Genomic DNA, 15,392 nt, shown 5'->3' with positions numbered 1-15,392 from the left:
CGTCTCCACCCTGTATTATTGTGCAAAGTCTGGCACCGCAGGCGGGGATGTCAATCGGGAACCAGGAATGTGGCGAAGCGCAATCAGAATTGCTGCACCGCGCTCACCACGTGTCGATACACGGCCGCTTCTTCCCGGTCCGCGCCGGCGGCTTCGGCACCGAGCGCAGGCCCGCCATGATCCAACGCCGCGTCTCGGCGGGGTCGATGACGTTGTCGATCTCGAACACGGAGGCGATCGAGACGGCCTTGCCGTTGGCATAGAGCTCGGCGACCTTGTTGCGATAATAAGTCTCGCGCTCGGCGGGGTCGGCGATCGCCTCCATTTCCTTGCGGAAGCCGAGGCGGACGTAACCCTCCAGGCCCATGCCTCCGAACTCGCCGGTCGGCCAGGCCGCGGTGAAGAACGAGGCGTGGAAGCCGCCGCCGATCATCGACTGCGCCCCGAGCCCATAGCCCTTGCGCAGCACGATGCCGAACAGCGGCACGGTCAGGCTCGCGCCCGTCACGAACATGCGCGAGACGTGGCGCACGATCGCCGTCTTCTCGGCTTCCGGGCCGACCATGAAGCCGGGCGTGTCGCAGAGCGAGACGATGGGCAGATCGAAGGCGTCGCAGAGCTGGAGGAAGCGCGCGGCCTTGTCGCCGGCATCGGCGTCGATCGCACCGCCGAGATGGCGCGGATTGTTGGCGATCAGGCCGAACGGCCTACCCTCGATGCGGATCAACGCGGTGATCATGCCGACGCCGTAATCGCGGCGCAGCTCCAGCACGGACTCCTTGTCGGCGACGAGGTCGATCACGCTGCGGATGTCGTAGACCCGCAGGCGGTTCTCGGGGATCGCGCGGCGCAGCAGGCGCTGGTCGGCGGCCTGCCAGTCCGTCACCGCACCCTGGAAATAAGACAGATATTTTTGCGCAACGGATGTTGCCTCCTCCTCGTCCTCGACAAGGATGTCGATGACGCCGTTCGGCGACTGGAACGTAACAGGCCCGACCTCGGCCGGGTGATAGACGCCGAGCCCGCCGCCCTCGATCATGGCGGGGCCGCCCATGCCGATCGAGGCGTTTTTGGTGGCGATGATGACATCGCAGCAGCCGAGCATCGCGGCATTGCCGGCGAAGCAGTAACCGGAGACCACGCCGATGACCGGCACGAGGCCCGAGAGTCTCGCGAACTGCACGAAGGACGGACCGTCGAGCCCGGTCATGCCGAGCCGGTCGGTATCGCCAGGCCGGCCGCCGCCGCCCTCGGCATAAAACACCAGCGGCACGCGCCAGTCCTCCGCGAGCGTCAGCATGCGGTCGATCTTCTTGTGGTTCATGTGGCCCTGCGTGCCCGCCAGCACGGTGTAGTCGTAGGCCACGACGATGCAGCGACCGCCCTCGGGGCCGAACTTCTCGGCGTTGACGGTCGCGACGCCCATGACTAGGCCGTCGGCCGGCGTGTTCTTGACGAGATCGTCGAGCTTGCGCCGCCGCCGCTGCGCCGCGATCGCAAGGCTGCCGTACTCCATGAACGAGCCGTCGTCGACGAGCTGCGCGACATTCTCGCGCGCGGTGCGCTGATTGGTGTTGCGGCGGCGCTCGACCGAGGCAGGGCGATTTTCGTCGAGCGTGTTGGCCTGGCGCGCGATCAGTTCGGCGAGATCGGGACGAATGTGGTCGAGATCGATATCGGTTTCCGTGGCCGACGCGTCCGCCGCAACGTCGAGCGGCTGCAGATACATGATCGGCTCGCCGTGCATCAGCGTGACACCGTCGCCGGCGAGTAGCTTCGTGACGCGACCGCCCTGCTCGGCCATGACCAGATGTTCCATCTTCATGGATTCGATCACGGCGAGCTGCTGGCCCGGGCGCACGACCTCGCCTTCCTTCACCTGAATGGTGACAATGGTCCCCTGCAAGGGTGCTGCGACCATCACCGTGCCTTCGGGCACGGTCTGTGCCGTATGCGCCTCTGTGCCGGGACCGCCGCTTCGCTCCGTCGCCGCAAAATAGAGTGGTTTGGCCGCGCCATCCGCGGCTTCGACGAGCTTGCCTATGTTGCGATCGATGAAGTCTGTCGCGATGCGGTTTGCCCTGAAATCGGGATGCGCCAGCACGGCCTGGAGGAAGGCGATGTTGGTGATGACGCCGTCGATCCGAAACTCGCGCAAGGCACGCGAAGCCTTGGCAACGACCTCGTGCCAGGCTTCACCGGACGTATGCACGATGACCTTTGCCAACAGCGAGTCGAAGGCGGCGCTGGTCTTGTAGCCGGCATACCCAAAACTATCGACGCGGACGCCGGGACCTGACGGCGGCTCGAACACGGCAAGCACGCCACCGGTCGGGTGCGTCGCCCCCAGCTCGTCCAGCGTCTCCATGTTGACACGCAACTGCATGGCATAGCCGCGCGGCTTCGGGATCGAGCCTTGCGCCAGGCCAAGCGAGGCAAGCGAGGCACCGGCGGCGACCGCGAGCTGGGCGCGGACCAGATCGAGGCCCAGCACCTCTTCGGTCACGGTGTGCTCGACCTGAAGCCGCGGGTTGGCTTCGATGAAGGCAAAACTGTCGTCGGCAGAGCCGTCGACCAGGAACTCGAAAGTGCCGAGATTGTCGTACGACGCGGCCGTCGCAAGCTGCTTCGCCGCCTCGATGATGCGGCCGCGCAAGGGCTCGCTTAGCGACGGGCTCGGCGCCACCTCGATCAGCTTCTGGTGCCGGCGCTGAATGGTGCATTCGCGTTCCCAGAGGTGGGAGATTGCGCCCTGGCGATCGCCGATGATCTGCACCTCGATATGGCGCGCCTGCCGGATCAACCGCTCGGCATAGACGCCGTCGAAGCCGAACGCGGCCTTGGCCTCGGACTGGCAGCGCACGTAGGCCTCCGCGAGATCGGCAGCGCGCTCGACCACGCGCATGCCACGGCCGCCGCCGCCGGCCATCGCCTTGATCACGATCGCCGCGTTGCTGCCGAGCGAGGTGAAGAACGCCGTGATGTCCTCCAGCGAGGACGGCCCGCTGGTGCCGGCGATGATCGGCACGCCGCAGCGCTTTGCCAGTTGCCGAGCCGCAACCTTGTCGCCGAATAGCTCGAGCGCCGCGGCCTTGGGCCCGACGAAGGTGATACCTGCATCAGCGCAGGCTTTCGCGAACGCCGCGTTTTCGCTGAGAAAGCCGTAGCCGGGATGCACGGCGTCGCAGCCGGACGCCATTGCCGCCTTCACCACGGCCTCGATGTCGAGATAGGCCCGTGCGCCGCGGCCGGGGATTTCAACGGCCTCATCGGCAAGGCGCACATGCAGCGACAGCGCATCGTCCGCGGGATGGATCGCGACCGTCGCGAGGCCGGAATCGGCTGCAGCGCGCGCGACGCGGATGGCGATCTCACCGCGATTGGCGATCAGGAGCTTTTTGAACGACATGCAGCGTCTCCATGCCCGCGTGCCCAAGCGCGGGTCGGCAGGTCCGATGGCTCTGCTTCGTCACTTTAACCGAGGCCGTCAAGGGCAAGAACGCCGGTCGCGATGACCGGTCCCGCGGGCCGGAATTTCAGTCGGTCGCGCGCGCCGTGATGAGGCGAATAATCCGCGCCACGGCAGACGGGATCGGCGCGATGATCGGCACGGTGAACATCGGCTGAAGCTCGCGCGCGGCTTCGCCCAGCGGCCCGCCACCGATGATGACCGCCTCCGCGCCATCCTGCGCGATGCAGGCCTCGACCGCGCCGGCGAGCGCTGTGCGCAGCCGCGCCGGATCGCGCATCAGCTCCTGCGGATCGCCCTCCGCGAAGCGGACACCGGTGTAACGCGATCGCAGCCCCAGCACGGCGGGCAAGGCGTCGATCTTCGCTGCCAACAGCGGCGTCGTGGTCGCCACGCCGAAGCGACGACCGTTCTCGGCGGCTGCCAGCATCGAGGACTCACCGATGCCGACCGCGGGCAGTTCTATCGTGGCCCTGATCCCGACCAATCCGGGATCGCCGAACGCGGCGACGATGATACCGTCGCATGCATGCCGGTGTGACTGCGCGATCTCCAGAACTTCGGTGGAAGCTGCATCCAGAGCGTCCGGCGTCACGATCATTTGCGGCGCGCGCGTTGCGGTCGCGCCGTCGACGTCGAAGCCGTCGCCGGCGGCCGACCTCGCGATGGCGACCATCATCGCGGTGGTCGCCACGGAACTGTTCGGATTGATCAGGAGAATGCGCGCGCGCCGATCGGAAGTTTGGCCCATCACCCTGCTATACTAGGCCGCCCGCACCCCCGCAACGAAAGCGCTGACCTCGTCTTCCAGCGATTGCAGCTTCTGCGACAGCCGGCCACTCGATTGCAGCACGAGGCCGGCGGCCTGGCCGGTCTCCGCCGTCGCGTCCGTCACACCCGAGATGTTCTGCGAAACCTGGTCGGTGCCGGAGGCGGCCTCCCTTACGCTGTGGGCGATCGCCGCGGTCGCGGCGCCCTGCTCCTCGACCGCTGCGGCGATCGACGAGGAGATCTCGTTGACCTCCATGATGGTGCTGCGGATGCTCTCGATGTTGCCGACGACCTGGTTGGTCTCGGCCTGGATCGCGGTGATCTGCGCGCCGATCTCGTCGGTCGCCTTCGCGGTCTGGCTCGCCAGCGACTTCACTTCGCTTGCCACCACGGCAAACCCCTTGCCGGCCTCGCCGGCGCGCGCCGCCTCGATAGTGGCGTTGAGCGCCAGCAGATTGGTCTGCGAGGCGATCTGGTTGATGAGGTCGATGACCTCGCCGATCTTGTGCGCGGCCGCCGCCAGCCCCTGCACCGTGTCGTTGGTGCGCTGACCGTCGGCAGCGGCCTTGTCGGCCACGGTCGCAGCCTGCGCGACGCGCTGGCTGATCTCGGTGATCGAGGACGACAGCTGCGCGGCGGCGGAGGCCACCGTCTGCACGTTGCTTGAAGCCTGCTGACAGGCGGTGGCGACGAAGCTCGCGCGGTCGGTCGCCTTGTTGGCGGTCTCGGACATGCCCTGCGCGGCCTGCTGCATCGCGCGCGCCTCGTTGAAGACGTCGCGGACGACGGCCTGAACGTTCGCCTCGAACTTGCCGGCGAGATCGGTCATCGTCTTGCGCTTCTCCTCGTCGGCCTTCTGCTTCGTCTCCTGCTGTTCGGCGTGCATCCGGCCGACCGCCGACGCATTGTCCTTGAACACGGCGAGCGCCTTGGCCAGTCCGCCGATCTCGTCGCGACGATCGGTATGGGGCACGTCGAACGCGCTGTCGCCGGACGCGAGGCGCTCAGTGAGCGCGGTGATCTTCGCCAGCGGCCGGGTCACGCTGCGGCCGATCACAAAGGAGGCGCCGAGCACGAGCACGAACACGACCATACACACCAGGGCAAAGGTCATCGCATTCTGGCGGAAGACGGCGTCGACGTCGTCGAGATAGATCCCGGTGCCGATGATCCAGCCCCAGGGCGCAAAACCCTTCACATAGGAGATTTTCCCGACCGGCTGGTCGAAGCCGGGCTTCGGCCAGAGATAGCTGTAGAAGCCCGCCCCCTGCTTCTTGACGACGTCAACGAAGCCGACGAACAGCGCGTTGCCGGACGGATCCTTCATCCCGGAGAGATCCTTGCCGTCGAGCTCGGGCTTGATCGGATGCATGACCATTTTGGGGGTCATGTCGTTGAGCCAGAAATACTCGACCTTGTCGTAACGCAGGCTCTTGATCTCTGCGATGGCGGCGGCCTGCGCCTGCTCGCGTGGGAGTTTTCCATCGCTCTCGAGCTTCTGGTAGTGCGCCAGGATGCCGTAGCCGACGTCGACCATGTGCTGCGTCTTGGCCTCACGGTCCGCGATCATCTGCGCGCGCAGCGTCGAAAGCGCGATCGGCGCCAGCGCGATCATGCCAAGAAGGCTGATGCCGACAATCAGGACCAGCTTGAAACTGATGCGGGAGAAAAACATCGGTGCTCGCAAGATTTGGAAGGGCCGATATGCCAGTTTATCCCGCGTCCCTTAGCAAAGCTTTAAGCATTCGGGTTCCCGCAAAAACCCGCAAACTCCGTAGAATCCTACCGGCACGCCGCGGACGGCCCCGCAGGCTCGCTGCATCCGAGATGCGAACTCTTCAAAACTAGAAGGCCTCGACATCGCCCCTCCGAGCGTTGACTTGCAGGGGGCTCTGACGGAACGATCGGCGCAGATCATCAGCGCCAGCCGGGGCGCGGGCGCAGCCGGAGGTCAGAGGCTAGAATGCATCAATCGACATCGACAGGGTCTCTCGATCTTCCGGCGCTGAGCGCAGCGGAGCGGCTCTTCATCTGGGGATTTCGGGCCAAGGCACGCAGCGGAAGCGCCGTTCCGACCGCGGCCGACATCCAGCAAGTGTACGACCATTTTCGCGTGGGCGACGCCGTGCCTTCGCTCGAATCCATCATCGAGATCTTTGCCTGCACGGCGCATACAGCCATCGCGGTGCACTGCCCGACCTGCCCGCGCATGTCCGACAGCGAGCACGGCATGTTGCGGGCAATCGCCGCCGCGCAGAAAGAGCGCGACGATATCGCGCGCGAACAGTTCGAATGCTGGCTGCCGCCGGTCGGCGCCGATTGGGCTCTCGCACCCGTGCGCGGGCTTGCAACGATCTTCCGCATGGCGGGTCTCATCCTGCCCGAGCGACACGTTCCGTCTTTCGACCATGACCGGACCATGGCGATGAAGAGCTGGCTGGTCGGAAGCCCGACGTTGCACTGACCGGGATCGCGCATGATGCAGGATAATTGCGGCTTTGTGCCTGTCACGGAAGCCGGCCAGGCGCGGCTCTGTCCGCTTCGGGTCGCGCTCGCGACGCGGCCTGACATCGAGAGCTACGATGATTTTGGCCGCGTCACGCTCTCGCTGTTCCGGTTCATCGCCGCCGCCTATGCGACCGGCGCGTCCGATTGCTGGGAGGCGGCCTATCGCTTTGCCGACGAGGCGCCTGGCATCGCCGACAGCCCGCTGCTGGTCGCACGCGTTGCCGCGCTGGTCAGACTCCTGCGCAGCGGCCGGCCATGCCCATTGTGCTTCATGCCGCCGTCGTGCCGGCGCCTGTCGCAGGACGAGCCAGAATTGATGCGACTGCTGGCGGTGGCGCGCGGCAACCAGCCGGGTGAGCTCGGAGCCGCCGTCTGCCAGTTCGTCGGCAACGAGAACGGGACTGCGACAACGAGGGCCGTCAACGCGCTCGCGTTCTGCTGACAGCCAGCTGCCGTGCTAGATCACCGTGCTCGCCGCGCGCAATTCGCTTGAGGTGATGGCTTCACCGATCGGCGACGCACGTCTCCATGATCGCATCGAGCTCCGCCTTCGAGAGCACCCCTAGCTCGGCGATGAAGACGATCCGCGCACACGGCACGCCCGGCGTCGGCGCATCGCCAGCGGCGAGCGCGGCTTCGCCGGGGGCGAGCGTGGCATCTGCAGGTGCCAGCGTGGCGCGGCCCGCGGCGAATTGAAACACCATCTGGCGCCCGGGTTGCTCGACGGTCTCGAACAGGCCTTTTGCCCGCGCGAGTTTTGGCGCAAGCCGGCCGATCGCCTGCTGCAGGCGGGGCAGCGAGATCGGCCGGTCCGAGGTCCAGCTCAGCGTTTCGAAGCGTTGCTCTGCCGGCCGTCGCGGTCCGGGCTCGCGTCGCGCGGGGGCCCGATCGACGCTCGCGGGAAACAGCAGCGCGGACGGAATCTCGCCGTGCGGCGCATCGACCACCACGGCAGGAACGCGTTGCGCGCGGATGGCCTCGCGCATGCGGGAGCCCGCGCCCTCGTCTGCCAGATCCAGCTTGCTCAGCGCCACGATGTCGGCGACGCGCAGCTGTGAACGATGCAGCGCATCGTCGAGAGCGGCCGGCGGTGTCGCCGCGTCCATCACGCAGAGCACCGTCTCCAGCGGCGCCTCACGCAGGATCACGGGATCCATCAGGTTGCGGACGATCTCGGCGGGATCGGCGACGCCGCTGGTCTCGATGACGATGTATTCCGGCTTCGGATCACGTCGCAGCAGCGTCGAAAGCGTGCGCAGCAGGTCGCCTTCGAGCGTGCAGCAGATGCAGCCATTGGCGAGGCTGACCACGCCATCGCTCGCGCCCGCGATCAGCTCGGCATCGATGTTGATCGCACCGAAATCGTTGACCACAGCGGCGATCCGCCGTCCCTCCGCATGCGCCAGCAGATGGTTCACGACAGTGGTCTTGCCGGCCCCCAGAAAGCCCGTCACCAGGAGAATGGGGACCGGCATGTCTCTCAGCCCCCGACGACAGGGCGGCGCACGGGACGGCCGGGCCTCGCCGCGAGGTCCAGCACGCCGTCGCTGATCAGCATCTCGCCGCTGACGATCAGATGCCGCACGCCTTCGGAGGGGCGGTTCATCGCCGTGAAGGTCGCGCGGTCCGAGAGCTTCTCGTAGTCGAACACGACGATGTCGGCATCGGCGTCCTTCGCGAGCCGGCCCTTGGCGCGCATCGCGGGCGTGCTCTGCGACAGGATCTCCGCCGGAATCAGCGCGCATTTGCGCACGCCTTCGAGCAGCGACACGGTCTTGCGCTCGCGCACCCATTCGCGGATGAACTTTGTGAAGCAGCCGGCCGAGCGGGGGTGCGAGGTGGCGTCATCCGGCAGCGGCCAGGCATCGCCGGTGTAGGTCTTGCCGTCCGACGTCGTCCACGGCATCGCGTCGGAGGCGATGGCGCCGCCGGGATAGAGCACCGACATGTCGAGCAGGTCGCGATGATGCGCGTTGTTCTCGGTGTCGAGGATGTGCCACAGCACCAGCGACGACGGCTCGTCGGCCTGCGCCTTCAAGAGCTCCTCGCGATCGCTGAAGCGATGGCCGTCGGTCACCCGCTGCACGGAATCGTAACCGGTGCCGTTGCGCTCGACGAATTCGGGGTCGCTGAAGAACGCCGCCGCCAGCACGGTCGAGCCGGTGCCATAGGGATAGGCCTCGACCGTGATGGGCAGGCCCTGCGCCTGCGCTTTCGCGATCAGCACGCGGCAGCGCTCGACGTCGGTCTTGCTCGACGAGTTGAAATGGCAGATGTGCATGTGCGCGCCGGTGGCGCCGGCATAGCCGATCAGGCGGATATAGGCCTCCGCCGCGCTCTCGGGGTCCACGCGCGACATGTAGGCGACGTGCGTGAAGGTCGGCACGTCCTGCGCGGCCGCGAGCTGGCAGACCGCGGTCAGCTCCTGCACGCCGGCACCCGGCGCATAGGCGTTCAAGATGCCGATGCCGATACCGCCCTCGTTCAGGCCGCGCGAAAGACGCTCCAGAATGCCCGCGACCTCCGCATCGCTCGCGACGTTGTCCATCCAGCGGCGATCGCGCATGGCGTTGCCGAACGCCTCCAGCGAGCTCTCCGCATTGGAGCCGGTCATCGCGCCAATACGCGCGAAAGCCCAGTTGGTGGCGGCGCCGTAGTTCAGCACGCGTCCCTTCCGCGCCTGGCGCTCATACCAGGACCCGACCGGCAGCACGCCGGCTTCGAGATCGAGCGTCGTCGTGACGCCGTCGAAAGCCTGCATGCGATCGGCGGGGAGCGACTGGCCATGCGCATGAAGGTCGATAAAGCCGGGCGCGACCACGAGCCCAGTCGCGTCGATCACCCGCTCGGCGCCGCCGAGCGAGGCGCCGACCGCGGCGACCTTGCCGTCCACGACCGCCACGTCGCCAACCGCGTCCATTCCGCTGGCGGGATCCACCACCCGGCCGCCAGAGATCACCAAACCGCTCATGTCGTCGCTCCCTCACGCTGAATTCGCATCAAGGCAGATTCCCGGAGGGACGACCACCTCCACCGATGCCGACGCATCATGCTCGCAAAGAAGGCTCGCAAGGCAGGTTCGAAGGGAGGCTCGAAAGGGAGGTCAATTCACATGCGAGTCGCGGACACGCGCCCGCAGTCTCGCGGCAGGTTTGCCCGAGCTATGCTTCTCGCTTAACGCCCTTGAAGAAAGGGCGCAGGGAAGACCGGGCGCCGGCTGGCACCCATAAAAACCCCCATGCGAACTGATTGCACACGCAATGCACAGGGGAGACACAGGGCAGCCGAGACCAGGCCTTCCCTGCGCGGTGGTTTGACGGCCTATGCCGTGCTCTCCCCGGAGACGAGTTCCTTTTTGCCTCCGTCACCTCCGCGAAATGCACGGCACCGCGCCGGTTGACGCGCTGACGCCTTCGCAAAGGCTTGACCGTAGCAACGACGGCCAGGACCACACGGTTTCGCCGTACGCAGGCATCCTGCTTCGCCCAAGGCTTCGCAGGACATGGTCCCGCTCCACCAAAGACTTCGCAGGCATGGGCGCCGTCCGTCGATGCGGGTCGTGCCACGCTCACGAGGTTCATCTCGCCCTGCACGCACGAGCCCGCCTTTAACGCCGCCCGCGTCCACCGCAACTCCCAACCCGCGTTCGTGACGACGTACGACCGCCCCTTTTGTGGGCTGGGATGGGCGAGACATGCGACAAATCCGAATTTCGGTAAAGTGGAATATTTTTGGTGAGAGGGATTGACTTGCGTTTGCGTCTGTTTCGCCCGACCGTCGGAGACGACGGACTCCACGACCATGCACTGGACCGCGACGCAGCTCCGCCGTCTTCTCGCCCCCATTGTCATTCAGGAAGTTGGATGGGGCGCTACAGTGGGCAAAGTTCCCAAAGGTTTCGTGTGATCGCTCGACGTCTCCTGCAACGCGACTCTCGTCATTCTATTTCGCGCCGCGCTCTCCTCGGTGGATTTATGTCGGCAGGGACCGCCCTCGCGCTCGGCGGATGCGCCGGCTTGGGTGCGACCGGGGCGCGTTACGACGCGTCATCGCTATCCCTCGACCCCACATTGCTCGTCACCACCACGCGCAAGCCGGTGAACGGCGGCCGTACGAAGCCCTGGTTCGGGCCGGAGCGCGCGACGACCATGACAATCGCGCGTGCGAAGCTGGGGGCGCCGGACGAAAGCCGTCTTTCTCTCGCCTCGGTTGGATTTGGCGATTGGCGCCTTGACCGGGTCGAACCGGTATCGGCGGACGCCGGCGATCTCGTCGCGCAGGCCGGCGGAGGCGACGTGCTGATCTATGTGCACGGCTTCAAGCAGACGTTCGAGACGGCGGTGCTGGATGGCGCCCATCTCTCCGATGGGATCAAGTTCCGCGGCCGGACCATGGTGTTCTCCTGGCCCTCCAAGGCAGGACTGTTCGACTATGCCTATGACCGCGACAGTGCGATGTGGTCCCGCGACGAGTTCGAGCGCGTGCTCTCCGCACTCGTGTCGGCGCCAGGCACCGGCCGCGTGAACATCGTTGCGCACAGCATGGGAACCATGCTGTCGCTCGAAAGCCTGCGTCAGCTCTATGCGCGATACGGCGACACAGTGACGAGCAAGATCGGCGCCGTGGTGTTTGCCGCGCCCGATATCGACATGGACGTGTTCTCGTCAGCGATCCACCGCATCGGTCCGCTTGCGGGCAAAATCACCGTGATCGCCTCCACGAACGATCGCGCCCTGGCGCTGTCGGGACAGATCGCAGGTGGCATGACCCGGGTCGGCGCCGCCGAAAAGGCCGTCATCGCGCAGCTCGGTGTGCGCGTGGTCGATGCCTCGCAGGAAGGTTGGGGCATCATCAACCACGATCTGTTTCTGTCGAATGCAGAAGTGCAGCGGGTGATCCGCCGCTCAATCGACGGCACGATCGCGTAAGGGAGTGGCCGCGCGGCATGAGTTTGATGCGTCGCGATCAATGACGCCGAAGCGACAACCGACTACGATGGCAATTTTCGCTCGGAGATGATCCGCACCGGCGGAAAGGCGACGCAATCCACCACATCGAACAGCACTTCAATTCGTCGCTCGAATGAGCGTACGAATGCAAGGGCGTCACCGCGACATTCATCGGCGATACGCGTGCCGAGCGTGCAATGCGGCGTCCACATTCCCGGTCGGTAATGAGGACGACAATGTGCCGGGTCGATTGCGGCGCTGATAGAGCTGTGGATGCGGCTTAGCGCCTCATTGCAGGTCGGCTCCACCCAGAGAACGAGTGGCGAGCCTTCGAACCAGCGAATACGTTTGAACTCGATGCGCAATTGCGGTTCATCGACGACGGCCGCCTGCATGGCGCCCCATGCGGTCTTCTCGTCGATGGCAGGCGGATCGTAGATGGCAAATGTGAAATGTGGCCGATAGCCCAGCGCACGCATCGATGGCTCGACCTCGAACGCGGCAACCTGATCCCACAGACGTTCTATCTCGCCAGCGGAGGCATGGTCGGCCCGGATGTTGATGGCAAGTGCCACAGACTCACCCTGTGGGCGGAACAGTCAATCGCCAAACGGGGGCCGATCGACTCTAAAGTTGGCGCTCCCTAGGGGAATCGAACCCCTGTTTCAGCCTTGAGAGGGCCGCGTCCTAACCGCTAGACGAAGGGAGCGTGAGGGAGAGGACATAGCCTCGAATTTTGCCGGCGGCAAGCGGGGATCGAGGGGTTTCGGACGTCTGCTTGGGGACGTCCTGGCCTGGTGCGCAATTGCGCACGGGGACTAGGACCCATTACCCCGAATGGGGATGGTTAAGGCAGATCGGAACGACGATCTCGTGCACGCAACCGGGTTCGGTGGTTATGGGTCCTGGCTTTCGCCAGGACGACGGATGAGGCGAGTTCCGCGCCCCGGCCCCGCCTTACGGCTCATTGGCGAATTTCAGCTTTCCGGCCGGCTTCAAGGTGTGGGCATCGAAGGTGCGGATCTCGGTGACGCCGCCGACATCGAGCGTGATCACGAGCCGGTCGCCGGCGACGCCGGTCGAGACGATTTTGGCGCCCTTCGGCAGGGTGGCGGTGACGTCGCCGACAGGCTCGGGCGCCCTTCCCTCCGACTTGAAAAGGCGGTAGCCCACCCCGATCAGCACAGCGCAGATTGCCAGCGCCGTGGTCAACCCCGCGATCAGCATCATCCGCCGCACCCGCGCGAACAGCGCGGCCTGCTCGGGGCTCGGTTCGGGAACAACGGTATCAGACGTCGTCATGGAAAATTCTGGCTCTGCGCAAAGGTTGGAGGTTGTTGTCGAAGGCTCCGAGGGCTCGACCCGGCTCGACCGCGTGCTGGCGACGCACCTTGCCGAGCTGTCGCGATCGAGGCTGAAAGCCCTGATTCTGGCGGGCGCGGTGAGCCTCAGGGACGCCGCGATCCGGGACCCCGCTTATCACGTCGCCTCCGGCGATACGATCACAATCGACGTGCCGGAAGCGGCCCCGCCGGAGCCGAAAGGCGAGGATATCGCCCTCGATATCGTGTTCGAGGACGACGACATCGTCGTCCTCAACAAGCCGAAGGGGCTGGTGGTGCATCCCGCGGCGGGCCACGAGACCGGCACGTTGGTGAATGCGCTGATCGCCCATTGCGGCTCATCGCTGTCGGGGATCGGTGGCGTCCGCCGGCCCGGCATCGTGCACCGGCTGGACAAGGACACCACGGGGTTGATGGTGGTCGCCAAGAACGACCTCGCGCATGCCTCGCTCACCGCGCAATTCGCCGATCACGGCCGCACCGGGCCGATGCGGCGCGGCTACATGGCCTTCGCCTGGGGGCTGCCGGGCCGCCATCGCGGCACCGTGGACGCGCCGATCGACCGCCACCCGCATGCGCGCGAGAAGATGGCGGTGCGCCAGGGCGGCCGCGAGGCCGTGACGCATTGGGAGCTTCTCGAGAGTTTTGCCGGACGCGACGGCAAGCCGATCGCCGCGCTGCTCGCCTGCGAGCTCGAGACCGGGCGCACCCACCAGATCCGCGTCCACCTCGCCCATATCGGCCACCCCCTGATGGGCGACGCCGTCTACGGCCCGCATTTCAAGACCAAGGCGAACCAGCTGGCGCCTGAGTCGCAGGCCGTCCTGGCCGCGCTGGGGCGGCAGGCCCTGCACGCTTACCTGCTGGTATTGGAGCACCCGAGGACTGGAGAATTACTCCACTGGGAGGCGCCTCTGCCGGAGGATTTGCTTCTCCTCCAGGGGGCCCTGAAAGCGGCGCTATGACGCAGGCCGCTTCAGAAATGCTTTACATTACAAAAAGTTATAGCTGCCACACGGGGACGTGACGTCAGCAATCCTTCCCTTTTTGCCTCCCGATGGAGTATATTGCGCTTGCGTTGAAGACCAACGCGGAACATCGCAGCACCGATCGGCTTTAACCAAGCGGTCGTCTGCCTGGCCCGCCGCTATCGGGGGCCTGAACCTGTTTGGAGGGCGCACTATGGCCCGTACAGCTACCCTGCCGGTCCTTAATGGCGAATCCGGCCTTTCCCGTTACCTCGGCGAGATCCGCAAGTTTCCGATGCTGGAACCCCAGCAGGAATACATGCTCGCCAAGCGTTGGCGCGAGCACGATGATCGTGACGCCGCGCACCAACTCGTCACCAGCCATCTCCGTCTCGTGGCCAAGATCGCCATGGGCTATCGCGGCTACGGCCTGCCGATCTCCGAGGTCGTCTCGGAAGGCAATGTCGGCCTGATGCAGGCGGTGAAGCGGTTCGAGCCCGAGAAGGGCTTCCGTCTCGCCACCTACGCGATGTGGTGGATCAAGGCGTCGATTCAAGAGTACATCCTGCGTTCGTGGTCGCTCGTGAAAATGGGCACCACCGCGAACCAGAAGAAGCTGTTCTTCAACCTGCGCAAGGCGAAGAGCAAGATTTCCGCGCTGGACGAAGGCGATCTCCGCCCCGACCAGGTGGCCATCATTGCCAAGCGTCTCGGCGTCACGGCTCAGGACGTGGTCGACATGAACCGCCGCCTCGGTGGCGACGCGTCGCTCAACGCACCGATCCGCGACGACGGCGAAGCCGGCGAATGGCAGGACTGGCTGGTCGACAATTCGCCCAACCAGGAAGCCATGCTGGCCGAGCACGAGGAGTATGATCACCGCCGTGACGCCCTGAACGGCGCCATGGGCGTGCTCAACCCGCGCGAACGCCGCATCTTCGAGGCGCGCCGGCTCGCCGATGAGCCGATGACGCTGGAAGACCTTGCCGCCGAGTTCGGTGTGTCGCGCGAGCGCGTCCGCCAGATCGAGGTCCGCGCCTTCGAGAAGGTGCAGTCCGCGGTCAAGGGCACGATCGCAAAGGCCGAACAGGCCGCGCTGGAAGCCGCGCTCTAAGCGCGAGGTTTTTAGCGCCAGAGATTGGCGGATCGACAAGAGACAGAAAGCCGGCCGCAACGCCGGCTTTTTTGTTGTCCGCAACTCTCGCTGTCATGCCCCGCGCAGGCGGGGCATCCAGTACGCCGCGGCGCTTGTTGTAAGAGCGAGGTCTCCAATGCAGGTCTCTGGAATACTGGATCGCCCGGTTGAATGTTTAGACCGGAGACATAGCTGACGCTTGTTCGGACACATCACTGACAGGTTGGCCATTGGTCAAGTCGATTGATG

General features: G+C 65.7%; 12 protein-coding genes and 1 tRNA gene. 5 read left to right on the top strand and 8 right to left on the bottom strand.

Annotated features, from left to right (window positions below):
- Window positions 1-103: 103 nt before the first annotated feature.
- The 3 genes from AC0L3U_RS36170 to AC0L3U_RS36160 form a co-directional block, all read right to left on the bottom strand.
- Window positions 104-3,409: an acetyl-CoA carboxylase family protein gene (locus AC0L3U_RS36170; RefSeq protein WP_473364837.1), complete on the bottom strand. Its 3,306-nt coding sequence runs from the start codon at window positions 3,407-3,409 to the stop codon at window positions 104-106.
- Window positions 3,410-3,536: 127 nt separating this feature from the next.
- Window positions 3,537-4,220: an aspartate/glutamate racemase family protein gene (locus tag AC0L3U_RS36165; protein ID WP_473364836.1), complete on the bottom strand. Its 684-nt coding sequence runs from the start codon at window positions 4,218-4,220 to the stop codon at window positions 3,537-3,539.
- 12 nt (window positions 4,221-4,232) lie between these two features.
- A complete protein-coding gene (locus AC0L3U_RS36160) occupies window positions 4,233-5,915 on the bottom strand; it encodes a methyl-accepting chemotaxis protein (protein ID WP_473364835.1) in 1,683 nt (560 codons plus the stop codon).
- A 288-nt stretch (window positions 5,916-6,203) separates the two neighbouring features.
- Here AC0L3U_RS36160 and AC0L3U_RS36155 point away from each other — a divergent pair, with 288 nt between their 5' ends.
- Window positions 6,204-6,704, top strand: coding sequence for a hypothetical protein (locus tag AC0L3U_RS36155; RefSeq protein ID WP_473364834.1), 501 nt, complete (start codon window positions 6,204-6,206; stop codon window positions 6,702-6,704).
- A 12-nt stretch (window positions 6,705-6,716) separates the two neighbouring features.
- Window positions 6,717-7,190, top strand: a complete 474-nt coding sequence (locus tag AC0L3U_RS36150; RefSeq protein ID WP_473364833.1) for a hypothetical protein — start codon at window positions 6,717-6,719, stop codon at window positions 7,188-7,190.
- A 61-nt stretch (window positions 7,191-7,251) separates the two neighbouring features.
- Here the strand turns inward: AC0L3U_RS36150 and AC0L3U_RS36145 are convergent, their stop codons facing one another.
- Window positions 7,252-8,223: a CobW family GTP-binding protein gene (locus AC0L3U_RS36145; RefSeq protein ID WP_473364832.1), complete on the bottom strand. Its 972-nt coding sequence runs from the start codon at window positions 8,221-8,223 to the stop codon at window positions 7,252-7,254.
- A 5-nt stretch (window positions 8,224-8,228) separates the two neighbouring features.
- Window positions 8,229-9,719: an amidohydrolase family protein gene (locus AC0L3U_RS36140; protein ID WP_473364831.1), complete on the bottom strand. Its 1,491-nt coding sequence runs from the start codon at window positions 9,717-9,719 to the stop codon at window positions 8,229-8,231.
- A 1,003-nt stretch (window positions 9,720-10,722) separates the two neighbouring features.
- Between AC0L3U_RS36140 and AC0L3U_RS36135 the strand changes: the two genes are divergently transcribed.
- Window positions 10,723-11,676 carry an alpha/beta hydrolase gene (locus AC0L3U_RS36135; protein ID WP_456767845.1) on the top strand — a complete coding sequence of 318 codons (954 nt, stop codon included), beginning with the start codon at window positions 10,723-10,725 and terminating at the stop codon, window positions 11,674-11,676.
- 62 nt (window positions 11,677-11,738) lie between these two features.
- Here AC0L3U_RS36135 and AC0L3U_RS36130 read toward each other — a convergent pair whose 3' ends face one another.
- From AC0L3U_RS36130 to AC0L3U_RS36120, 3 genes are all read right to left on the bottom strand, one after another.
- Window positions 11,739-12,272, bottom strand: a complete 534-nt coding sequence (locus AC0L3U_RS36130; protein WP_473364830.1) for a 2'-5' RNA ligase family protein — start codon at window positions 12,270-12,272, stop codon at window positions 11,739-11,741.
- Window positions 12,273-12,331: 59 nt separating this feature from the next.
- Window positions 12,332-12,406: transfer RNA gene (locus tag AC0L3U_RS36125), tRNA-Glu, on the bottom strand.
- 248 nt (window positions 12,407-12,654) lie between these two features.
- The gene (locus tag AC0L3U_RS36120) at window positions 12,655-12,999 is read right to left on the bottom strand and encodes a hypothetical protein (RefSeq protein WP_473364829.1); all 345 of its coding nucleotides are present in this window, start codon (window positions 12,997-12,999) and stop codon (window positions 12,655-12,657) included.
- On the opposite strand from AC0L3U_RS36120, the gene AC0L3U_RS36115 reads away from it, so the two are divergent.
- Together AC0L3U_RS36115 and rpoH are read left to right on the top strand one after the other, a co-directional pair.
- Entirely contained in the window at window positions 12,998-14,005 is a 1,008-nt protein-coding gene (locus AC0L3U_RS36115) for an RluA family pseudouridine synthase (protein WP_473364828.1), read from the top strand. The two genes, AC0L3U_RS36120 and AC0L3U_RS36115, sit on opposite strands and share 2 nt — an antisense overlap.
- Before the next feature lie 217 nt (window positions 14,006-14,222).
- Complete coding sequence (gene rpoH / locus AC0L3U_RS36110; RefSeq protein ID WP_007596598.1) at window positions 14,223-15,122, top strand: RNA polymerase sigma factor RpoH; 900 nt, start codon at window positions 14,223-14,225, stop codon at window positions 15,120-15,122.
- Window positions 15,123-15,392: the final 270 nt, after the last annotated feature.

The organism is Bradyrhizobium sp. Kon69, from assembly GCF_055807515.1.
Note: the sequence above shows the minus strand (reverse complement) of the source record. Positions and strands in the feature narration are given on the sequence as shown.

Bases quoted from the DNA above. Each gene is read 5' to 3' on its own strand.
- AC0L3U_RS36170 (WP_473364837.1), bottom strand. From the start codon at position 3,409: ATGTCGTTCAAAAAGCTCCTGATCGCCAATCGCGGTGAGATCGCCATC.
- AC0L3U_RS36165 (WP_473364836.1), bottom strand. From the start codon at position 4,220: ATGGGCCAAACTTCCGATCGGCGCGCGCGCATTCTCCTGATCAATCCG.
- AC0L3U_RS36160 (WP_473364835.1), bottom strand. From the start codon at position 5,915: ATGTTTTTCTCCCGCATCAGTTTCAAGCTGGTCCTGATTGTCGGCATC.
- AC0L3U_RS36155 (WP_473364834.1), top strand. From the start codon at position 6,204: ATGCATCAATCGACATCGACAGGGTCTCTCGATCTTCCGGCGCTGAGC.
- AC0L3U_RS36150 (WP_473364833.1), top strand. From the start codon at position 6,717: ATGATGCAGGATAATTGCGGCTTTGTGCCTGTCACGGAAGCCGGCCAG.
- AC0L3U_RS36145 (WP_473364832.1), bottom strand. From the start codon at position 8,223: ATGCCGGTCCCCATTCTCCTGGTGACGGGCTTTCTGGGGGCCGGCAAG.
- AC0L3U_RS36140 (WP_473364831.1), bottom strand. From the start codon at position 9,719: ATGAGCGGTTTGGTGATCTCTGGCGGCCGGGTGGTGGATCCCGCCAGC.
- AC0L3U_RS36135 (WP_456767845.1), top strand. From the start codon at position 10,723: ATGTCGGCAGGGACCGCCCTCGCGCTCGGCGGATGCGCCGGCTTGGGT.
- AC0L3U_RS36115 (WP_473364828.1), top strand. From the start codon at position 12,998: ATGGAAAATTCTGGCTCTGCGCAAAGGTTGGAGGTTGTTGTCGAAGGC.
- AC0L3U_RS36120 (WP_473364829.1), bottom strand. From the start codon at position 12,999: ATGACGACGTCTGATACCGTTGTTCCCGAACCGAGCCCCGAGCAGGCC.
- rpoH (WP_007596598.1), top strand. From the start codon at position 14,223: ATGGCCCGTACAGCTACCCTGCCGGTCCTTAATGGCGAATCCGGCCTT.